This window comes from Pseudomonas sp. S3E17, assembly GCF_024168685.1.
GTDB lineage: Bacteria > Pseudomonadota > Gammaproteobacteria > Pseudomonadales > Pseudomonadaceae > Aquipseudomonas > Aquipseudomonas marginalis.
The window spans coordinates 6,097,664-6,116,842 of sequence record NZ_JALJWE010000001.1 but is presented as its reverse complement, the minus strand read 5'-3'; the positions used below and the strand labels follow the sequence as shown (position 1 = coordinate 6,116,842).

The 19,179-nt window shown below is 59.8% G+C and carries 22 protein-coding genes; 10 read left to right on the top strand and 12 right to left on the bottom strand.

Translation table 11 applies throughout. From position 1 onward, the window contains the following. Positions 1-87: 87 nt before the first annotated feature. Together J3D60_RS27670 and J3D60_RS27665 are read right to left on the bottom strand one after the other, a co-directional pair. The gene (locus J3D60_RS27670; RefSeq protein WP_027604534.1) at positions 88-1,194 is read right to left on the bottom strand and encodes an NADH:flavin oxidoreductase/NADH oxidase; all 1,107 of its coding nucleotides are present in this window, start codon (positions 1,192-1,194) and stop codon (positions 88-90) included. A 222-nt stretch (positions 1,195-1,416) separates the two neighbouring features. Next, a complete protein-coding gene (locus tag J3D60_RS27665; RefSeq protein WP_027604535.1) occupies positions 1,417-3,318 on the bottom strand; it encodes a potassium transporter Kup in 1,902 nt (633 codons plus the stop codon). 413 nt (positions 3,319-3,731) lie between these two features. Here J3D60_RS27665 and J3D60_RS27660 point away from each other — a divergent pair, with 413 nt between their 5' ends. The 7 genes from J3D60_RS27660 (at position 3,732) to tsaA (ending at position 8,494) form a co-directional block, all read left to right on the top strand. Next, positions 3,732-4,055 carry a type II toxin-antitoxin system RelE/ParE family toxin gene (locus J3D60_RS27660; protein ID WP_065938726.1) on the top strand — a complete coding sequence of 108 codons (324 nt, stop codon included), beginning with the start codon at positions 3,732-3,734 and terminating at the stop codon, positions 4,053-4,055. Further along, positions 4,052-4,387, top strand: a complete 336-nt coding sequence (locus J3D60_RS27655) for an addiction module antidote protein (protein WP_043293399.1) — start codon at positions 4,052-4,054, stop codon at positions 4,385-4,387. Before J3D60_RS27660 ends, J3D60_RS27655 begins: the two co-directional genes overlap by 4 nt. A gap of 192 nt (positions 4,388-4,579) precedes the next feature. Further along, on the top strand, positions 4,580-5,908 hold the full coding sequence (gene rimO / locus J3D60_RS27650) for a 30S ribosomal protein S12 methylthiotransferase RimO (RefSeq protein WP_169855583.1): 1,329 nt from the start codon (positions 4,580-4,582) through the stop codon (positions 5,906-5,908). Positions 5,909-6,008: 100 nt separating this feature from the next. Further along, positions 6,009-6,482 (top strand): GNAT family N-acetyltransferase, encoded by a 474-nt coding sequence (locus tag J3D60_RS27645; RefSeq protein ID WP_065938725.1) that lies wholly within the window; start codon positions 6,009-6,011, stop codon positions 6,480-6,482. Between the two features lie 71 nt (positions 6,483-6,553). Continuing rightward, positions 6,554-7,264 carry an rRNA pseudouridine synthase gene (locus J3D60_RS27640; RefSeq protein WP_092356391.1) on the top strand — a complete coding sequence of 237 codons (711 nt, stop codon included), beginning with the start codon at positions 6,554-6,556 and terminating at the stop codon, positions 7,262-7,264. Between the two features lie 69 nt (positions 7,265-7,333). Then, positions 7,334-7,795, top strand: a complete 462-nt coding sequence (locus J3D60_RS27635; protein ID WP_027604540.1) for a DUF1456 family protein — start codon at positions 7,334-7,336, stop codon at positions 7,793-7,795. A 3-nt stretch (positions 7,796-7,798) separates the two neighbouring features. After that, positions 7,799-8,494, top strand: a complete 696-nt coding sequence (gene tsaA / locus J3D60_RS27630; RefSeq protein WP_065938724.1) for a tRNA (N6-threonylcarbamoyladenosine(37)-N6)-methyltransferase TrmO — start codon at positions 7,799-7,801, stop codon at positions 8,492-8,494. A 116-nt stretch (positions 8,495-8,610) separates the two neighbouring features. Here the strand turns inward: tsaA and fpr are convergent, their stop codons facing one another. Then, positions 8,611-9,390 carry a ferredoxin-NADP reductase gene (fpr, locus tag J3D60_RS27625; protein WP_003172178.1) on the bottom strand — a complete coding sequence of 260 codons (780 nt, stop codon included), beginning with the start codon at positions 9,388-9,390 and terminating at the stop codon, positions 8,611-8,613. Between the two features lie 124 nt (positions 9,391-9,514). Here fpr and J3D60_RS27620 point away from each other — a divergent pair, with 124 nt between their 5' ends. Next, complete coding sequence (locus J3D60_RS27620) at positions 9,515-10,441, top strand: LysR family transcriptional regulator (protein WP_065938723.1); 927 nt, start codon at positions 9,515-9,517, stop codon at positions 10,439-10,441. A gap of 3 nt (positions 10,442-10,444) precedes the next feature. On the opposite strand, the gene J3D60_RS27615 is transcribed toward J3D60_RS27620, so the two are convergent. The 3 genes from J3D60_RS27615 to J3D60_RS27605 all read right to left on the bottom strand — a co-directional run bounded on the left by J3D60_RS27615 (position 10,445) and on the right by J3D60_RS27605 (position 12,505). Then, the gene (locus J3D60_RS27615; protein ID WP_065938722.1) at positions 10,445-10,807 is read right to left on the bottom strand and encodes a diacylglycerol kinase; all 363 of its coding nucleotides are present in this window, start codon (positions 10,805-10,807) and stop codon (positions 10,445-10,447) included. 75 nt (positions 10,808-10,882) lie between these two features. Then, entirely contained in the window at positions 10,883-11,533 is a 651-nt protein-coding gene (gene erdR / locus J3D60_RS27610) for a response regulator transcription factor ErdR (RefSeq protein ID WP_027604545.1), read from the bottom strand. 252 nt (positions 11,534-11,785) lie between these two features. Next, positions 11,786-12,505 carry a tRNA-uridine aminocarboxypropyltransferase gene (locus tag J3D60_RS27605; protein ID WP_065938720.1) on the bottom strand — a complete coding sequence of 240 codons (720 nt, stop codon included), beginning with the start codon at positions 12,503-12,505 and terminating at the stop codon, positions 11,786-11,788. A gap of 179 nt (positions 12,506-12,684) precedes the next feature. Between J3D60_RS27605 and J3D60_RS27600 the strand changes: the two genes are divergently transcribed. Together J3D60_RS27600 and J3D60_RS27595 are read left to right on the top strand one after the other, a co-directional pair. Beyond that, positions 12,685-13,125: a PA3611 family quorum-sensing-regulated virulence factor gene (locus J3D60_RS27600; protein WP_027604548.1), complete on the top strand. Its 441-nt coding sequence runs from the start codon at positions 12,685-12,687 to the stop codon at positions 13,123-13,125. A gap of 377 nt (positions 13,126-13,502) precedes the next feature. Beyond that, a complete protein-coding gene (locus J3D60_RS27595; protein WP_065926513.1) occupies positions 13,503-14,615 on the top strand; it encodes a TIGR00730 family Rossman fold protein in 1,113 nt (370 codons plus the stop codon). A gap of 283 nt (positions 14,616-14,898) precedes the next feature. Here J3D60_RS27595 and recX read toward each other — a convergent pair whose 3' ends face one another. The 6 genes from recX to J3D60_RS27565 all read right to left on the bottom strand — a co-directional run bounded on the left by recX (position 14,899) and on the right by J3D60_RS27565 (position 19,177). Next, positions 14,899-15,366 (bottom strand): recombination regulator RecX, encoded by a 468-nt coding sequence (gene recX / locus J3D60_RS27590; RefSeq protein ID WP_012722522.1) that lies wholly within the window; start codon positions 15,364-15,366, stop codon positions 14,899-14,901. Between the two features lie 8 nt (positions 15,367-15,374). Further along, complete coding sequence (gene recA, locus J3D60_RS27585) at positions 15,375-16,433, bottom strand: recombinase RecA (protein ID WP_065926514.1); 1,059 nt, start codon at positions 16,431-16,433, stop codon at positions 15,375-15,377. An 83-nt stretch (positions 16,434-16,516) separates the two neighbouring features. Continuing rightward, positions 16,517-17,017 (bottom strand): CinA family protein, encoded by a 501-nt coding sequence (locus tag J3D60_RS27580; protein ID WP_027604550.1) that lies wholly within the window; start codon positions 17,015-17,017, stop codon positions 16,517-16,519. Positions 17,018-17,098: 81 nt separating this feature from the next. Continuing rightward, positions 17,099-17,599, bottom strand: coding sequence for a lysis system i-spanin subunit Rz (locus tag J3D60_RS27575; RefSeq protein WP_253493478.1), 501 nt, complete (start codon positions 17,597-17,599; stop codon positions 17,099-17,101). Beyond that, on the bottom strand, positions 17,587-18,144 hold the full coding sequence (locus tag J3D60_RS27570; RefSeq protein ID WP_253493477.1) for a glycoside hydrolase family 19 protein: 558 nt from the start codon (positions 18,142-18,144) through the stop codon (positions 17,587-17,589). The genes J3D60_RS27575 and J3D60_RS27570 overlap by 13 nt, the downstream gene beginning before the upstream one ends. Positions 18,145-18,166: 22 nt before the next feature. After that, positions 18,167-19,177, bottom strand: coding sequence for a contractile injection system protein, VgrG/Pvc8 family (locus J3D60_RS27565; protein ID WP_065938717.1), 1,011 nt, complete (start codon positions 19,175-19,177; stop codon positions 18,167-18,169). Positions 19,178-19,179 lie beyond the last annotated feature (2 nt).

The following is a 19,179-nucleotide window of genomic DNA, read 5'->3' as shown; positions in this document are numbered from 1 at the left end:
GTAACAAATACCTACAACCATATCCCACAGCAGCAGGCAAAAAAAACCCACCGGTTCAAGGTGGGTTTCGAGGGCGCCGACGCAGGATCAATCCCTCAAGTCAGACTCATGGATCGGTTGGTCCCGATGGGTCGCTCGTTGGTACTGAGCCGGCCAAATAGCCTTGCGCCCGCCCAGATCATCATCGGCATGCAACGGCCAGTAAGGGTCACGCAGCAGTTCACGCGCCAGGAAGATGATGTCGGCCTGGCAGGTACGCAGGATGTGCTCGGCCTGGGCCGGTTCGGTGATCATGCCGACGGTGCCGGTGGCGATGCCCGACTCCTTGCGTACACGCTCGGCAAAGCGCGTCTGGTAACCGGGGCCGGTGGGGATTTCGGCGTTGGCGGCAGTGCCACCGGAAGATACGTCGATCAGGTCCACGCCCAGGTCTTTGAGGCGACGCGCGAGTTCAACGGTTTCATCAGGGTTCCAGCCATCTTCCACCCAGTCGGTGGCCGACACCCGCACGAACAGCGGCAGCTCCTGGGGCCAGACTTCGCGCACCGCTTCGGTCACTTGCAGCACCAGGCGGATACGGTTCTCGAAGGAGCCGCCATATTGGTCCTGCCGCTGGTTGCTGATGGGCGAGAGGAATTGATGCAGCAGGTAACCATGGGCGGCGTGGATTTCCACCACTTCAAAACCAGCGGTCAGGGCGCGCCTGGCGGCGGCGACAAAATCGGCGATCACTTGCTGGATCTGCGCCTCATCCAAAGGCTTGGGTTGGGTGTGCTGCGGGTCGAAGGCAATCGGCGACGGCCCCACCGGCACCCAGCCACCGTCTTGCGGCTTGACGCTGCCGTGCTTGCCGATCCATGGCCGGTGGGTGCTGGCCTTGCGCCCGGCATGGGCCAGTTGGATGCCCGCCACCGCGCCCTGGGCGGCGATAAACCGTGTGATGCGCCGCAGGGGTTCGATCTGTTCGTCGTTCCACAGGCCCAGGTCTTCGGCCGTGATGCGGCCATCGGCGGTTACGGCGGTAGCTTCGGTGAATATCAGCCCGGCGCCACCGACCGCGCGGCTGCCGAGGTGAACCAGGTGCCAGTCGTTAGCCAGGCCATCGACACTTGAGTACTGACACATCGGCGACACGGCGATACGGTTGAGAAGGGTCAATTGGCGCAGGGTATAGGGTTCGAGCAGCTGGCTCATGGCGCACCTCTTCTTGGCTTTTGGGCACTTTTGTAGGAGCGAGCTTGCTCGCGAAGGCCTCATAGGCGCCGCGTCTATCCAGGATTAACGCGTTACCGTGACGTTTTTCGCGGGCAAGCCCGCTCCTACACAACAGTGCTTAGAGCCTAGTCGACAACCGTGGATTGCACAGGGTTCAGACGTAAAGCGGGAGCCGATTGCCGGCTCCCGTACCGCGCAGGCTTACATTTCGACCTGGGTGCCCAATTCGATCACTCGGTTGACCGGGAGCTTGAAGAACCGCAGGTTGCCGTTGGCGTTCTTGAGCATGAATGCAAACAACGCTTCGCGCCAACGGGCCATGCCCTTGATGCGGGAGGCGATGACGGTTTCACGGCTGAGGAAGTACGTGGTGCGCATCGGACTGAAATCCAGGCCGTCCAAATGGCACAGCTTCAACGCTTCGGGGACGTCCGGCTCATCGGTAAAGCCGAAGTGCAGGATCACGCGAAAGAACCCCTCGCCGTAGGAATCCACCTCGAAGCGCCGTGAGGCCGGGACACGCGGGATGTCTTCGTAGACCACAGTCAGCAACACCACCTGTTCATGCAGCACCTGGTTATGCAACAGGTTGTGCAACAGCGCATGGGGCACGGCGTCCGGGCGCGCGGTAAGGAACACCGCCGTGCCCTGCACGCGATGCGGCGGCTGCACGCGGATGCTGCTGATGAAGATCGGCAACGGCAGGCCACCTTCATCGAGGCGGTCCACCAGCAATTGCTTGCCGCGCTTCCAGGTGGTCATCAGCACGAACAGCACAATCCCCGCCAATACCGGGAAGGCGCCGCCCTGAATGATCTTCGGCACGTTGGCCGCGAAGTACAGCCCGTCCACCAACAGGCAGCAGACCAGGACCGGCACGGCCAGAATCGGTGGCCATTTCCACAGCAACAGCATGACTGCCGACACCAGGATCGTGGTCATCAACATAGTCCCCGTCACAGCCACGCCGTAGGCCGACGCCAGTGCGTTGGAGGACTCGAAACCCAGCACCAGCAGGATCACGCCGACCATCAGTGACCAGTTCACCGCACCGATATAGATCTGGCCCTGTTCGGCGCTTGAGGTGTGCTGGATATGCATGCGCGGGATATAACCCAACTGGATCGCCTGGCGCGTCAACGAGAACGCACCGGAAATCACCGCCTGGGACGCAATCACCGTGGCCAGGGTGGACAACACCACCAGCGGGATCAGCGCCCAACTCGGCGCCAGCAGGTAGAACGGGTTGCGTGCGGCTTCCGGGTCGCCCAGCAGCATGGCGCCCTGGCCGAAATAGTTGAGCACCAGCGCCGGCAACACCAGGATGAACCAGGCGCGGGCGATGGGCTTGCGGCCGAAGTGGCCCATGTCGGCATACAGCGCCTCGGCACCGGTCAACGCCAGCACTACCGCACCGAGGATCGCCACGCCAATGCCAGGGTGGGCCTCGAAGAAACGCACGCCCCACATCGGGTTCAGGGCATTGAGCACTTCAGGGTGCAGGGTAATGCCATACACACCGAGACCACCCAACACCAGGAACCAGGTCACCATCACCGGCCCGAACAACTTGCCGATGCGGTCGGTACCGTGCTTCTGGATCAGGAACAGCGCCACCAGCACCACCAGGGCGATCGGCACCACCCATTTTTCCAGGCCGTCGAACGCCAGTTCCAGGCCTTCAATGGCCGACAGCACCGAAATCGCCGGGGTGATCATGCTGTCGCCATAGAACAGCGCCGCACCGCACAGGCCGCACACCACGAGGAAACTGCGCAACTTCTTGCGCTCCCCCGCCGCCCTTCGCGCCAACGCGGTCAGGGCCATGATGCCGCCTTCGCCCTGGTTATCGGCGCGCAGCACGAACAGCATGTATTTGATCGACACCACCCAGATCAACGACCAGAAGATCAGCGCCAGGATCCCCAGCACACCGTCATGGTTGACCTGCACCCCATAACCACCGTTGAACACCTCTTTGAGGGTATAGAGCGGGCTGGTACCGATATCGCCGTAAACCACCCCGACCGCTGCCACCAGCATGCCGATCGGCTTCGCGTTGGAATGCTCGGCACCTGCTGCCTGACTACTTGCCTGACCCATCAACCACTCCTGCCCTTTGACCTGAGGCCTCTTATAAACAGCGCGTCTAAGCTGACCCTAGCATGCGCTGTTTTACTTCTCGTAACAGACGTTTTATTGACCCAAGGGTTTTCCCCGTGCGCAACGGCGCGAAGCATAGCGCAGCGGTCGTCGTATTTCCCTGCTCAAGTGATTCGGGTATCGATTTACACCGTCAGTCGTAGATGAAGCGGCATTTTGGAGCCTTTTTGCCTGCATTGATCACATTTACGGCCAACCGTATATTTTCCGCCCGGCTCAGTAGCGCAGCCTCAGCGGTGTATGCGCAAGCTCCTTGGCCACCTTGCCTGATCAATAAATCGCGCGCCTGCATCACGTGCGTAGTCGATATAAAAACTCAATCATTGCTCTGTCTCTTTTAAGGTACATTCCGCATGTACGAAGTGAAACACGTACTTTCAGTCAACGGGGTGGATATCTACCAGGCTTGGCTGGACACCGTGCAAGACACGCGTTCAAAGGCAAGAATCACCACCAGAGTGGATCGAGCTTCCCTTGGCCACTTTGGTGTTACCGAGTCGGTGGGTGACGGGGTCTTTGAGATGAAACTCGACTTCGGGCCTGGGTTTCGTGTGTATTACGCAATCCAGGATCGAAAAATTGTTTTCCTGTTGGGCGGCGGCTCAAAGGCCAGGCAGCAGAACGACATTGATCAGGCCAAGGCCCTCTGGAAATCTTACAAGGTGCAGCAAAAATGACCATTCGTACTCGTTCTCATGAAGATAGTGTTCTTGAAATGCTCCGAGACGACGAAGCATTTGCCTTGGAATATCTATCTGTCGCGCTTGAGGAAATCGATGAAGCGGGTGGGGAAGACGCGTTCCTTGTCGCTATCCGTCGAGTGGCGGACGCTCGCGGCGGGATGCTCAGTCTGTCGCAGAACACGGGCCTCAATAGAGCAAATCTCTATAGGTCCCTCGGCGTCGGCGGCGACCCAAAGCTTTCCACTCTCCTGAAAGTGCTTCAGGCGTTAGGTGTGGGCATGTCTAAAGTTGTAACGCACCGCACAGAGCAGGACGTCCGGGCTTAAGAACGTGTAAGGGCTGGGCGATTCACCCAACACAGCACTCGTCGCATTTCCCCGCATAAAGCTGGTCAAGTGCGTTGCCCGTCGCTAGAATTGCGCACTTTTTGATCAGAGGCGCAGCAAGCGCCCGTCCGCAGCCCTGTCGTGCCCGACTGGCGGCGTCATTCAATACCGAGGTTAGACATGTCCACCACCATCGCAAAAGCCAACCCCAAGGTTGGCTTTGTTTCCCTGGGTTGCCCGAAGGCTCTGGTCGATTCCGAGCGCATCCTCACGCAACTGCGTATGGAAGGCTATGACGTCGTGTCCACTTACCAGGACGCCGATGTGGTGGTGGTCAACACCTGCGGCTTTATCGACTCGGCCAAGGCAGAGTCCCTGGAAGTGATCGGCGAAGCCATCAAGGAAAACGGCAAGGTCATCGTGACCGGCTGCATGGGTGTGGAAGAAGGCAATATCCGCAACGTGCACCCCAGCGTACTGGCCGTGACCGGCCCGCAGCAGTACGAGCAGGTGGTCAATGCCGTGCACGAGGTGGTGCCGCCGCGCCAGGATCACAACCCGCTGATCGACCTGGTACCGCCCCAAGGCATCAAGCTGACCCCGCGTCACTATGCGTACCTGAAGATTTCCGAAGGCTGCAACCACAGCTGCAGCTTCTGCATCATCCCGTCGATGCGCGGCAAGCTGGTCAGCCGCCCGGTGGGTGACGTACTTGACGAGGCCCAGCGCCTGGTCAAATCCGGCGTCAAGGAGCTGCTGGTGATCTCCCAGGACACCAGCGCCTACGGCGTCGACGTGAAATACCGCACCGGCTTCTGGAACGGCGCGCCGGTGAAAACCCGCATGACCGAACTCTGCGAAGCCCTCAGCAGCCTGGGCGTGTGGGTGCGCCTGCACTACGTCTACCCGTACCCGCACGTGGACGAGCTGATCCCGTTGATGGCCGCCGGCAAGATCCTGCCGTACCTGGACATCCCGTTCCAGCACGCCAGCCCGAAAGTGCTCAAGGCCATGAAACGCCCGGCCTTCGAAGACAAGACCCTGGCGCGCATCAAGAACTGGCGCGAGATCTGCCCCGAGCTGATCATCCGTTCGACCTTCATCGTCGGCTTCCCCGGCGAAACCGAAGAAGACTTCCAGTACCTGCTGGACTGGCTGACCGAAGCGCAACTGGACCGTGTGGGTTGCTTCCAGTACTCGCCCGTGGAAGGTGCCCCGGCCAACCTGCTGGACCTGGCCGTGGTCCCGGATGACGTCAAGCAGGACCGTTGGGAGCGCTTCATGGCGCACCAACAGGCAATCAGCTCGGCGCGCCTGCAACTGCGTATCGGCAAGGAAATCGAAGTGCTGATCGATGAAGTCGACGAGCAAGGTGCAGTCGGCCGTTGCTTCTTCGATGCACCGGAAATCGACGGTAACGTGTTTATCGACGATGCCAGCGGCTTGAAGCCGGGTGACAAGGTCTGGTGCACCGTGACCGACGCTGATGAGTACGATCTGTGGGCTGAAAAGCGCGACTGATCGAAAAAACTTGAAAAGCCCTGCTTCTGGACAAGATGCGGGGCTTTTTTAGGTCTATCGTTTTGCCCATCAGCGCCAATCAACGCAAGGGGCAGCGGGCATGCGTCAGCATTCAGTTATCCACACACCTAAAGCCAGCGACTACGCAGAGCTGGCGCGCATCTGGGAGGCCTCGGTGCGGGCCACCCATGATTTTTTGCCGGACAGTTACATCGTATTGCTGAAAAACCTGCTGCTGACCCGCTACCTGGATTCGGTGATGCTGATCTGCACCCGTGACTCGCGCCAACGCATCACCGGGTTTGCCGGGGTGGCGTGCGGTAAGGTGGAGATGCTGTTCGTCGACCCGCAATACCGCGGGCAAGGCCTCGGCCGGCAGTTGCTGCGTTATGCAATCGAGCGCATGAACGCCGACGAACTCGACGTCAACGAGCAGAACCCCCAAGCCTTGGGGTTTTATTTCAAGCAGGGTTTCGAAGTGGTCGGACGCACCGAGCATGACGGCCTGGGGCAGCCCTATCCGTTGCTGCACCTGCGCCTGCGCCAGCAACAACAAAACGCCCGTCAGGGCTAAATGAAATGGGGCCGGGATTAACCGCGCCCACACAGGTACAATAGCCGCCCCCTTTTGTTACGGCCCTTGTCATGACTGACCCCATACGCCTCTCCAAACGCCTTATCGAACTGGTCGGTTGCTCCCGTCGGGAGGCTGAGCTGTTTATCGAAGGCGGCTGGGTCTCGGTGGACGGTGAAGTGATCGACGAGCCGCAATTCAAGATCACCACCCAGAAGGTCGAACTGGACCCGGAGGCCAAGGCCACTGCGCCAGAGCCGGTGACCATCCTGTTCCACGCCCCGGCCGGTGTCGATGCCGAGACGGCAATGGCCTCGATCAGCGCCGAAACCCTGTCCGAAGAACACCGCTTCAGCAAGCGTCCGCTCAAGGGCCACTTCCTGCGCCTGACCGCCAGCGCCGACCTGCAGGCCAAGGCCAGCGGCCTGCTGGTGTTTACCCAGGACTGGAAGATTCTGCGCAAGTTGACCGCCGATGCCGCCAAGATCGAGCAGGAATACGTGGTGGAGGTTGAAGGCGACATGGTTGCCCACGGCCTCAACCGCCTGAACCACGGCCTGACCTACAAAGGCAAAGAGCTGCCAGCCGTAAAAGCCAGCTGGCAGAACGAAAATCGCCTGCGCTTTGCGATGAAAAACCCGCAACCGGGCGTGATCGCCCTGTTCTGCGAAGCCGTTGGCCTGAAAGTCGTCGCTATCCGCCGCATTCGCATCGGCGGCGTGTCCATCGGCAAAGTGCCGGTTGGCCAATGGCGTTACCTGTCCGGCAAAGAAAAGTTCTAAACAGCCTCCCCCTTTCCAGGCACCGCCCCACCCGGCGGCGCCCACCGTTGAAAACCAGGATTGCCCACCATGATTCACAACGACGTACTGCGCAGCGTGCGCTACATGCTCGACATCAGCGACAACAAGATGGTCGAGCTTATCAAGCTCGGCGGCATGGACGTGACCAAGGAAGACCTGCTGACCTACCTCAAGAAAGACGAGGAAGAAGGCTTTGTGTTCTGTCCGGATGAGGTCATGGCCCACTTCCTCGATGGCCTGGTGATTTTCAAGCGCGGCAAGGACGAAAGCCGTCCGCCGCAGCCGATCGAAACCCCGGTGACCAACAACATCATCCTCAAGAAACTGCGTGTGGCCTTCGAACTGAAGGAGGACGACATGCACGCCATCCTCAAGGCTGCCGAATTCCCGGTGTCCAAGCCTGAACTGAGCGCACTGTTCCGCAAGTTCGGCCATACCAACTACCGCACCTGTGGCGACCAGCTGCTGCGCAACTTCCTCAAGGGCCTGACGCTGCGGGTTCGCACGTAAGCCATGGGTTACCAGGTCTCGCCGGTCGGTTTCGTACGCTCCTGCTTCAAGGAGAAGTTCGCCATCCCGCGCCAACCGCAACTGGCGCCTGCCGCGCGGGGCGTGCTGGAGTTGGTGGCGCCGTTCGACCAGGGCGAGGCGGTACAGGGCCTGGAGCAGGTCAGCCACGTGTGGCTGTTGTTTCTGTTCCACCAGGCCCTGGAAGACAAGCCCCGCCTGAAAGTGCGCCCGCCCCGCCTGGGTGGCAACACGTCCATGGGGGTGTTTGCGACCCGCGCGACTCATCGGCCCAACGGGATTGGCCAGTCAGTGGTCAAGCTGGACAAGGTGGAGCCGGGCCGGCTATGGATTTCCGGGATCGATTTGCTCGATGGCACCCCGGTATTGGATATCAAGCCGTATGTGCCCTACGCCGATATCATCGACACAGCCACCAACAGCATCGCCAGTGGTGCACCGCAACTGATTCCGGTGCAGTGGCTGAAGAGCGCACTGCAGCAGGCACAAGGCCATGCCCAGCGCCTTGGGGAGCCGTTGGTGGAGTTGATCGATCAGTGTCTGGCACAGGATCCACGGCCGGCGTACCAGACGCCAGGGCCTGAACGCGAATACGGGGCGCAGTTCTGGGATGTGGATGTGCGCTGGCACTATCCAGAGGCCGGGATGATTTGTGTGCTGGAAGTGGTGCCGGCGGGATAAACCGGAAACCCAATGTGGGAGGGGGCTTGCTCCCGATGGCGGTGGATCAGTCAACGTGTATATCGACTGACCCATCGCCATCGGGAGCAAGCCCCCTCCCACATTTTTTACCGCAGTTATTTCTCGACGAACGCGCGTTCGATCAAGTAATCACCCGGCTCACGCATCCGCGGCGAAACCTTCAGGCCGAAGCTGTTCAGCACTTCGCTGGTCTCGTCCAACATGCTTGGGCTGCCGCACAACATGGCGCGGTCGTCCTCGGGGTTGATCGGTGGCAGGCCGATGTCGCTGAACAGCTTGCCGCTGCGCATCAGGTCGGTCAGGCGGCCTTCGTTTTCGAATGGCTCGCGGGTCACGGTCGGGTAGTAGATCAACTTCTCACGCAGGGCCTCGCCGAAGAATTCGTTCTGCGGCAGGTGCTCGGTGATGAATTCGCGGTAGGCGACTTCGTTGACGTAGCGCACGCCGTGGCACAGGATCACTTTTTCAAAGCGCTCGTAGGTTTCCGGGTCCTGGATCACGCTCATGAACGGAGCAAGGCCAGTACCGGTGCTGAGCAGGTAGAGGTGTTTGCCCGGCTTCAAATCGTCAAGCACCAGGGTGCCTGTCGGTTTTTTGCTGATGATGATCTCGTCGCCTTCCTTCAAGTGCTGCAATTGGGAAGTCAGCGGGCCATCCGGCACCTTGATGCTGAAGAACTCCAGATGCTCTTCCCAGTTCGGGCTGGCAATGGAGTAAGCGCGCATGAGCGGGCGGCCGTTGGGCTGTTGCAGGCCGATCATCACGAACTGACCGTTCTCGAAGCGCAGGCCCGGATCGCGGGTGCACTTGAAGCTGAACAGAGTGTCGTTCCAGTGATGAACACTGAGGACACGCTCGTGGTTCATGTTGCTCATGTACGGGGGACTCCTGGAAATGGGTCTGCGCCAAAGATGAAGTGCGCAATTGCACAGCATTCTAATGGCGGCGACAATATCTGTTAACTGGATTATTAAGATAAGGGTTATCGGTTATATCGATATGCGATTTACTCTCCGTCAACTGCAAGTCTTCGTCGCCGTCGCCCAGCAGGAAAGCGTCTCCCGCGCTGCTGGCCTTCTGGCCTTATCTCAATCCGCCGCCAGCACCTCGATTACCGAGCTGGAGCGCCAATCCAGCTGCCAATTATTCGACCGTGCCGGCAAGCGCCTGAGTCTCAACGCCTTGGGCCATCAGCTGTTGCCTCAAGCGGTGGCGCTGTTGGACCAGGCCAAGGAGATCGAAGACCTGCTCAACGGTAAGTCCGGCTTCGGCTCCCTGGCGGTCGGCGCTACCCTGACCATTGGCAATTACCTGGCCACCCTGCTGATCGGCAGCTTCATGCAGCAGCACCCCGAAAGCCAGGTGAAGCTGCATGTGCAGAACACTGCCAATATCGTGCATCAGGTTGCGCACTACGAAATTGACCTGGGTCTAATCGAAGGCGACTGCAGCCACCCCGATATCGAGGTGCAAACCTGGGTGGAAGATGAGCTGGTGGTGTTTTGTGCACCTCAGCACCCCCTGGCCAAGCGCGGCGTGGCCACCCTGGAAGAATTGACCCATGAGGCCTGGATCCTGCGGGAGCAAGGCTCCGGCACGCGCCTGACCTTTGACCAGGCCATGCGCCATCACCGCAGCGCGCTGAATATCCGCCTGGAGCTGGAGCACACCGAGGCGATCAAACGGGCGGTGGAATCGGGTTTGGGCATCGGGTGCATTTCCCGGCTGGCGCTGCGCGATGCATTTCGCCGTGGCAGCCTGGTGCCGGTAGAAACCCCGGACCTGGACCTGGCCCGGCAGTTCTACTTCATCTGGCATAAACAGAAATACCAGACCTCGGCCATGCGCGAGTTCCTGGAACTGTGTCGGACCTTCACCGCCGGGGTTCAGCGCAGCGACGAGATCGTGCTGCCGAGCATTGCCTGATCGTCAGATCAGGATCACGGCCCACACCAGGGTGATCATGGTCAACGCCACGAATTGCGCGGCGCTGCCCATGTCCTTGGCGTTTTTCGACAAAGGATGGCGATCAAGGGAAATACGGTCGATCGCCGCTTCTACCGCCGAATTGAGCAATTCAACGATCAGGGCCAACAGGCACACCGCAATCAGCAGCGCGCGCTCAACACGGCTGACGTGCAGGAAAAAACTCAGCGGGATCAGGATGACGTTCAACAAGACCAGTTGACGGAACGCCGCCTCACCGGTGAAAGCCGCGCGCAGGCCATCCAGGGAATAGCCCCCTGCATTGAAGATACGTTTGAGACCGGTTTGACCCTTGAAAGGCGACATAGACGTAGGCAACTGAACCAAAGAAGTGGGGAAACTAGATCACGCAAAGTCAAAAAAGCGTGAATCGGTAACAACTTAATGCTGAGCAATTGACTCAAGTTGTTGCAAGAGCAGTGCCGCCTGGGTCCGCGTGCGCACCCCCAATTTGCGAAAAATTGCCGTGACATGCGCCTTGATGGTCGCTTCCGACACACTCAGCTCATAGGCGATCTGCTTGTTCAGCAAACCTTCGCAGACCATGGTCAGCACTCGAAACTGCTGGGGCGTCAGGCTGGCCAAGCCATCACGGGCGGCCTTGGCTTCGTCGGACACGTTGATGTGTTCGAATGCCTGCGGCGGCCAGGACACATCACCGTCCAACACTGCACGCACGGCCTTCTGAATATCTTCCATCGCGCTGGACTTTGGAATGAAGCCGCTGGCGCCAAACTCCTTGGAACGCACCACCACGTCGGCGTCTTCCTGGGCAGAGACCATCACCACGGGGATCTGCGGGTATTGCCCACGCAGGAGCACCAGCCCCGAGAAACCGTAGGCGCCGGGCATGTTCAGGTCGAGCAGCACCAGGTCCCAATCGGATTTTTCGGTAAGGCGGGTTTCCAGCTCGGCAATGCTGGCCACTTCAACCAGGCGCACGTCGGGGCCAAGGCCCAGGGTCACGGCCTGATGCAGCGCACTGCGAAACAGCGGGTGGTCATCGGCTATCAGGATTTCGTATGTGGCCATTGATTAAATGATCCTGTTTTTTATGGCAGCCCCGATGAGTTCGGGGTTCACCAATACACAAGGCGACGGCCAGGCAGCCATCGCCACAGGGTACGTTCAACGTCAAAAGCACTTGGAACGACGTCGAAAACTCACGGTTGCACCCCAATCGGCGCTCAGCATGCCCAGCGCAGCCTGGGGGGTCAAGCACTACGCCCATGGGCATTTTAGCGGCATGCAGGTTTACGGTGCCATCATGCAAACGTCGTCTGGCTATAGCGTGGGTATATAGGGTGCCAGACGAGTATGGACGCAGTCGGTCGGGTCCAGTGGCAACTGGAACTTGGCGGCCAGGTAATGGGTGCTGAATACGTCGAGGTAGGCGTCCAGTACTTCGCTGGCAGCGGCGTCATCGGCCAGTTCCAGGCACAGGGCGGCGACTTCGGCGGTGCAGAAATGGTCATCACGCTTGGAGCGGCGCAGTTTGTAGCGCGAAAGCTGCTCAGGCGCCAGGCTCAATACCGGCAGATGCTCCAGATAGGGACTCTTGCGAAACATCTTGCGCGCTTCGCTCCAGGTGCCATCCAGCAGGATGAACAGCGGGCGCTTGCCTTCTGCCACCGCCACGGTACTGACAACACGCTCGGGCGCCACGAATTCGCCGGGGAACACGATATAGGGCTGCCACTGCGGGTCAGCGAGCAGAGTGAGCAAATCCGGGTCGACTTCGGTGCGCGACCAGGCGAATGCCGTGGTGTCCTCGACCACGTCGGCGATCAACCAGCCGGTGTTGCTGGGTTTCATCGGTTCGACATCGTGCATCAACAGGCACATGGCGGACCTGGCTGCGACCTGGGGGCGCCAGGCACACAGGCAGTATTCGGGGATGACCCGGCAGCCGGGGCAGCGTTCGGCACGGGAGCCTCGATTGACGAAGGGCTTGATCGCGCGTGCCAGGCGCTGTGTGCGCAGGCGGGAGACGGCGTGGCTCATCGGATGCGCCGTACAGAGGGGTAGATCGACACGGAGAAAACTCGTGGAAGGCTTAAGTGACCGCAGTTTACCAGCGATACGCCTGGCTGTAGTGGCCAGGGGTCACCTATAATTGCGTGCCACTGAACGCACAGCGCAGTGGCTGGTCTATGCACCAGTAACCGAATCAGGAGAGTTTCATGCTGCGTTCCATGCTGCGTCTTGCCGCCCCATCCATCGCACTTGCGCTGGTACTGCCCGTGGGCGCCCAGGCGGCCTCGCTGCTGGAGGCCCAAATGAACCGGAAGCTGCAAAGCGTCGCGACTGAAAGCAACAAGGACCTGCCCCGGGAAATCGACGAAAAAACCCTGGAAGTGGCCTACACCGTTGAGGGCATGCAACTGATCGATCACCTCAGCGTATTGCCTGATCGCGCCGAACAGATGCGCGCCAACCCCAAGGCGGTGTATTTCCAGCTGGGGCAAAGCGTGTGCCTGAACAAAGGTTATCGCGAGCTGATGGCCAAGGGCGCAGTGATGCGCTATGAAATCACCGAGAACAAGACCAATCGTCCTGTGGCATCGGTGAAATTCGTGGAAGCGGATTGCCCGGCACCGGCTGCCGCCAAGAAGAAAAAGTAATCTTCGCTTGCCCTTCGCGCGCTGCTGCTCAGTAGCGCGCACGCCCCTGCTCCGTTTCCCTGCAGTTCAGCTGAACTCCCTGTCGAGTGACCAATAAGCGGTTGCCAGCCAAGGGTTTTTCGGCCCATGATCAAGTCATCCCGACCGCCCGTTCATCACGGCTTCCACACCGTTCTGTAACATTTCCAGGGCAAAAGAGGGTTGCCCTCCTGCGTCATGCAGTGCAAAGGTTTTTTAAATCACAAGGAATATACAGAGCCCGTTTGCTGCCTGGCGAACACGTGCAATGCCTTGGTATGCAGCGACACATGCAGTGTCGTGGCCCCCGGACGAATCTCTCGCCGCTGGCCCAGCCTCTGTGAAGAAGGAGAAGTTGAATGCCTTACGAACCGAATGACCGCCTGCTCCGGCATTTTGAAGAAAACGGGGCCGACCTTACGCAACAGGTTGAAGCTCAGCTCCAGCAGATCGCCCCCAACAGCCCGAATATCCCCCTGTATCGCGACATGATCCTGACCGTGCTGCGCATGGCCCAGGACGACCGCAACCGCTGGAACGCCAAGATCACCTTGCAAGCCATTCGCGAACTGGACCACGCCTTCCGCGTACTCGAACAGTTCAAGGGGCGCCGCAAGGTCACGGTGTTCGGCTCTGCACGCACCCCGGTGGAAAGCCCTCTGTACGCCTTGGCCCGCGAGGTGGGTGCCGCACTGGCCCGTTCGGACCTGATGGTAATCACCGGCGGCGGCGGTGGGATCATGGCGGCGGCCCATGAAGGGGCAGGCCTGGAACACAGCCTGGGATTCAATATCACCCTGCCGTTCGAACAGCATGCCAACCCGACCATCGATGGCACCGAGAACCTGCTGTCCTTCCACTTCTTCTTTACCCGCAAACTGTTCTTCGTCAAGGAAGCCGATGCGCTGGTGTTATGCCCCGGTGGTTTCGGCACCCTGGATGAAGCCCTGGAAGTATTGACCCTGATCCAGACCGGCAAAAGCCCGCTGGTGCCGGTAGTGTTGCTGGATGCGCCGGGTGGCGGTTTCTGGCAAGGCGCCCTGGACTTTATCCGTAGCCAGCTGGAAGCCAATCGCTACATCCTGCCCACCGACCTCAAGCTGGTACGCCTGGTGTACAGCGCTGAAGAGGCAGTGGAAGAGATCAATCAGTTCTATGCCAACTTCCATTCCACGCGCTGGTTGAAACGTGAGTTTGTGGTGCGCATGAACCACCCGCTCAGTGATCGAGCTCTGGCTCATTTGCAGAGTGAATTTGCCAGCCTGCGATTGAGCGGAGAATTCCAGCAGCTTGCCTATACGGGCGAGGAGCATGATGAGCCGAAGTTCAGCCATTTGACGCGGTTGGTGTTCAACTTCAATGGCCGCGACCAGGGCCGGTTGCGGGAGCTGGTGGATTACATCAACTTGCCGGAGAACTGGGCGCAGGCTCAGGGGAAGACGCAACAGCGGGTAGCGCCGCAGCCGGCGTGAAATCCAGAAATGCAGAATCCAGAAACGCAAAAAGGCCCGCTATTTTCATAGCGGGCCTTTTTTGGGGGCTTCAGGTTTGGTGTTTCAGGTTTAGATCGAAGGTGAGGCCATTGGGGCTGCTTCGCAGCCCAGCGCGGGGCAAGCCCGCTCACCACAAACAAGCCCGCTCACCACAAACAAGCCCGCTCACCACAACAAGCCCATTCACCACACAAGAAGCCCATTCAACAAACAACAAGCCTATTCACCACACAACAAGGCCGTTCACCGCACAACAAGGTGTTCAGTCATCCATGTCTCGGCCACTTAATAAGCGGCTGATCATTTCCATCGAAAAACCGCGATAACTTAAGAAGCGCCCCTGCTTGGCGCGTTCCCTGGCATCAATGGGGAGATGACCCGAGAATTTGCGACGCCAGGTGTCTTCCAGTTGTGCCTGCCAACTGATACCGCACTCACGCAAGGCAAGGTCGATATCGGCTCGCTGTAAACCGCGCTGGCTCAGCTCTTCGCGAATACGCGCCGGGCCATAGCCGGAACGGGCTCGGTAGGAGACAAAACTTTCGAGATAACGGGATTCCGAAAGCAGCCCCTCTTCCGTCAAACGGTCAAGGGCGGTTTCGATCATCTCAGGTTCCGCGCCGCGCTGACGCAGTTTACGCGTCAGCTCGACTCGACCATGCTCGCGGCGAGCGAGCAGGTCCATTGCGGTGCGCCGAACGGCGACGAGTGTATCCAGTACAACGGTCATCGTTTACTTCAGATGTCAGTGTCGGCTTCTTCTACTTCTTCAACCGGCTCGCGGTTGGCGGCAGCTTTCACGTCTGGTGTTGGGGTCAGCAGTTTGTCGCGGATCTGCTTCTCAAGCGTGGCAGCGATATCCGGGTTGTCCGCCAGGAACTTGGCCGAGTTGGCCTTGCCCTGACCGATCTTGCTGCCATTGTAGGCATACCAGGCACCGGATTTTTCAACGAAGCCGTGCAGCACGCCCAGGTCGATCATCTCGCCGTTCAGGTAGATACCCTTGCCGTAGAGAATCTGGAATTCAGCCTGGCGGAAAGGCGGAGCCACTTTGTTTTTCACGACCTTGACGCGGGTTTCGCTACCGACCACCTCGTCACCTTCTTTCACCGCGCCAGTACGGCGGATGTCCAGGCGAACCGACGCGTAGAACTTCAACGCGTTACCACCGGTGGTGGTTTCCGGGCTGCCGAACATCACGCCGATCTTCATGCGGATCTGGTTGATGAAGATCACCAGGCAGTTGGCGTTCTTGATGTTACCGGTGATTTTACGCAGCGCCTGGGACATCAGGCGGGCTTGCAGGCCCACATGCATGTCGCCCATTTCACCTTCGATTTCAGCCTTGGGTACCAGGGCCGCCACGGAGTCGACCACGATCACGTCGATGGCGTTGGAGCGCACCAGCATGTCGGTGATTTCCAGGGCTTGCTCACCGGTGTCCGGCTGGGACACCAGCAGGTCGTCAACGTTGACGCCCAGCTTGCCGGCGTATTCAGGATCCAGGGCGTGCTCGGCGTCGACGAATGCGCACGTAGCGCCCATTTTTTGCGCCTGGGCAATCACCGACAGGGTCAGGGTGGTTTTACCGGAAGATTCAGGACCGTAGATTTCAACGATACGGCCTTTTGGCAGGCCGCCAATGCCGAGCGCAATGTCCAGACCCAGAGAGCCAGTGGAAATAGCCGGGATCGCCTGACGGTCGTGATCGCCCATACGCATTACGGCACCCTTGCCGAATTGACGTTCGATCTGACCCAGGGCCGCAGCCAAGGCTTTCTTCTTGTTGTCGTCCATTAAAGTCCTCACGTAATCAATAAGGCCTGACGGCCAACACCTGTATAAGTAGACAGTATTGTTCCACAAAGATCGGAGATCGCCTACCCCTGATTTTCTATTTCTGCTGCAGCTCGTCGCAACAAGCCCTCCAGCGCGGCCTTCACCGTTTGTCGGCGGACCTCATCGCGGTTGCCGGGGAAGTGCTGAAGCTCGGCCGTGACCTCCTCGCCAACGCCAAAGGCCAGCCACACGGTGCCCACCGGCTTGTCCACCGAACCACCATCGGGCCCCGCCACACCGCTGACCGCCACGGCAAAGCGCGCCAGGCTTTTCTCCTGGGCGCCGCGCACCATGGCCTCCACCACTTCCTGGCTGACCGCCCCAACCTTTGGAAACAACGTTTCCGGCACATTCAGCTGCCGGGTCTTCTGCCGATTGGAATAGGTGACATACCCCGCCTCGAACCAGGCCGAACTCCCCGGGATCCGCGTAATGGCCTCGGCGATACCACCACCGGTACAGGATTCCGCGGTGGTGACGTGGGCATTGAGCACCTGCAGGCGGCGGCCCAGGTCAGCGGCAAGTTGAGTGATTTCCTTCACGACGGTCTCCAGAAGTGGGCGGGGGTTTGCCTACCCTACAGGAGCAGATCGCTCATGCAAGCGACAGGCTGGAACAAGAGATCAGCGGGCGACAGCGCGCACATACGCCTGGCAAGCGCGAAGCGCGATCAGTCCCTGGTCGCCGGCATCGGTGATGCCGATAATTCGCTGAGCATGCGCCGGGTCAAGTCGGGCTCGTGCGGCTGCATGAACCAGGCCGGTGGTGGCGGTGGCGGTTGGCATTGCACAGCCACTGGTGGGTTCGGTGGCGTCAAGAAGGACTGACAACCGCACATCAGCAGTGGCCAGGCGGTCGCGCAGAGCAGCCTGGTTACGTTGGGCATCGCTTAACTCCCGAGCATGGTGTTGGTCGCTGGCACTGAGCTGTTGCTCCAGGGCCAGCCGTTTGTCTTGTTCAGCCTGTTGTTGATGCAAGGCCGCCTGGCGTTGCTGGCTGAGCGCCTGTGCATGGGCGGAAGCCTGGCGCTCAAGCTGTACCCCCAAGCGCCAGGCCTGCACCTGCCAGGTCCCCGCCACCAACAGGCAAGCACCGATCAATTGGTAGGCCCCTAGGAAACGCATAACACCGCCTTCGCCCGCGCCCACAGCCGCAAGCGATCCTCCAGCCCATTCAACCCACCATTGATACGCCGTGTAATGGTGGTGAACTGGTCCTTGTCGGCCAGCTCATTCAGGCCATTGACCTGCCAGAACCAGGCGGCCGACTCAACCGCCCATTGCGGTTGCTCCAGCAACATCGGCTCCCGTAACAGACGGTCATCACCAAACAGCGCCTGGCTGCATGCCAGGTAATTGCGCCGACCGGTGATCTGGATCAGTCCTCGGCCGCGGTACAACTGGCCATCGCCATCCGATTCGGGGCTATTGCCCAGGCGTGCGGCCAGGCTGCCAGTGTCGTATTTGCCCAGGTAGTGATCGCTGCCCAGTTCGCGCACGTAACGCAGCTCACCGGATTCGTGGCCGATCTGGGCGAGGAAGGCGGCAATGCGTTTGGCACGGTTGATCTCGAAGCGAACGAACGCCGCATTCAAGGGCATTAAAAAAACGCCCGCTCTAAGGCGGGCATCCGGCATAACGTCAAGCAGCTGGGGCAGTGTTATCACCATTGGTTTTACTCTCGAAAAGTAGCTATATCGACAACCCACCGGCCGTGATCGAACTGCGGTATCCCGTCACCGGATCGCCGACATGAACCACCTGCTTTATCGACCAGCGCCCCTGCATATAGGAGGGCCAGCTCTCATCCAGCACTAACAGGCCTTCCGCGGCCAACAATGGATTGCCCGGGCAATCGATCAGCAACTTCAAATTTTCACGCCCCACACGGCGTAGCTCGCCTTCGGCAACGGCGCGGGCCTCGGCTTCGTTCTGGTAGCGTTGGCGCAAGGTTTTGAACGGTGCATTCCCCACCTGGACGACGCGCTGCTTGCCGGCGGAGACATCCCACCAACTGGCACGGCAGCCTTCGTATTTCGAGCGGGATTTTTCGTCGAGCTTGGCGGTGATAAAGCTTTGTTCACCGGGGCGATTGTCATCCGTCACGGACAGCTTCACTTCCGGCAACAGCTGGCCGGAGAGCGATTTGGCTTGGCCGGCTTCGGCCAATACATAGAGTTCGTTGAACGGTTTGGTGACTGCACTATAAAGTCGGGCAAGGCGCGAAATGAACGCCATGTCACTTTCGTTGGACTGGTCAATGTGCGCGATAGCAATCCCCTCCAGCGCCGGCGCCACTCGCGGTGAATAGCCGTGACGACTGACCAGTTGGCGAAACAGCGCGCCCAGGGTGGTCGGACCGTAGCTGGCGGATCGACGCTGGCGGTAACCCGTTGCATCGACCACGCTGAAGGGCGCTGCGGTGGCCACGATCATCAAGCGCATGGGAAACAGCACCGGTGTGCGTTGGGTGACGACAAACTCGCCCTTTTCCACCAACCCCGATTCCAGGTAACCGGCACGCAAACCGATCTTGCCGTTCAGCGTGGGCAGACCGTCCAGCCCCTCGATATTGAGGGTCAGCTCCAGCCGGTCGGTCTCAATGCCCGCGGCGTCGGTGTGGCTCCAGTGCATCAAGCGTTGATTGAGCAGCGCCGCGTTGGCGCCATAAAACTCCACGATAGGCGTAAATCCCTGTGCCATGC

Coding starts and splice junctions, on each gene's coding strand:
- J3D60_RS27670 (WP_027604534.1), bottom strand. CDS start 1,194: ATGAGCCAGCTGCTCGAACCCTATACCCTGCGCCAATTGACCCTTCTC.
- J3D60_RS27665 (WP_027604535.1), bottom strand. CDS start 3,318: ATGGGTCAGGCAAGTAGTCAGGCAGCAGGTGCCGAGCATTCCAACGCG.
- J3D60_RS27660 (WP_065938726.1), top strand. CDS start 3,732: ATGTACGAAGTGAAACACGTACTTTCAGTCAACGGGGTGGATATCTAC.
- J3D60_RS27655 (WP_043293399.1), top strand. CDS start 4,052: ATGACCATTCGTACTCGTTCTCATGAAGATAGTGTTCTTGAAATGCTC.
- J3D60_RS27645 (WP_065938725.1), top strand. CDS start 6,009: ATGCGTCAGCATTCAGTTATCCACACACCTAAAGCCAGCGACTACGCA.
- J3D60_RS27640 (WP_092356391.1), top strand. CDS start 6,554: ATGACTGACCCCATACGCCTCTCCAAACGCCTTATCGAACTGGTCGGT.
- J3D60_RS27635 (WP_027604540.1), top strand. CDS start 7,334: ATGATTCACAACGACGTACTGCGCAGCGTGCGCTACATGCTCGACATC.
- tsaA (WP_065938724.1), top strand. CDS start 7,799: ATGGGTTACCAGGTCTCGCCGGTCGGTTTCGTACGCTCCTGCTTCAAG.
- fpr (WP_003172178.1), bottom strand. CDS start 9,390: ATGAGCAACATGAACCACGAGCGTGTCCTCAGTGTTCATCACTGGAAC.
- J3D60_RS27620 (WP_065938723.1), top strand. CDS start 9,515: ATGCGATTTACTCTCCGTCAACTGCAAGTCTTCGTCGCCGTCGCCCAG.
- J3D60_RS27615 (WP_065938722.1), bottom strand. CDS start 10,807: ATGTCGCCTTTCAAGGGTCAAACCGGTCTCAAACGTATCTTCAATGCA.
- erdR (WP_027604545.1), bottom strand. CDS start 11,533: ATGGCCACATACGAAATCCTGATAGCCGATGACCACCCGCTGTTTCGC.
- J3D60_RS27605 (WP_065938720.1), bottom strand. CDS start 12,505: ATGAGCCACGCCGTCTCCCGCCTGCGCACACAGCGCCTGGCACGCGCG.
- J3D60_RS27600 (WP_027604548.1), top strand. CDS start 12,685: ATGCTGCGTTCCATGCTGCGTCTTGCCGCCCCATCCATCGCACTTGCG.
- J3D60_RS27595 (WP_065926513.1), top strand. CDS start 13,503: ATGCCTTACGAACCGAATGACCGCCTGCTCCGGCATTTTGAAGAAAAC.
- recX (WP_012722522.1), bottom strand. CDS start 15,366: ATGACCGTTGTACTGGATACACTCGTCGCCGTTCGGCGCACCGCAATG.
- recA (WP_065926514.1), bottom strand. CDS start 16,433: ATGGACGACAACAAGAAGAAAGCCTTGGCTGCGGCCCTGGGTCAGATC.
- J3D60_RS27575 (WP_253493478.1), bottom strand. CDS start 17,599: ATGCGTTTCCTAGGGGCCTACCAATTGATCGGTGCTTGCCTGTTGGTG.
- J3D60_RS27570 (WP_253493477.1), bottom strand. CDS start 18,144: ATGGTGATAACACTGCCCCAGCTGCTTGACGTTATGCCGGATGCCCGC.
- J3D60_RS27565 (WP_065938717.1), bottom strand. CDS start 19,177: ATGGCACAGGGATTTACGCCTATCGTGGAGTTTTATGGCGCCAACGCG.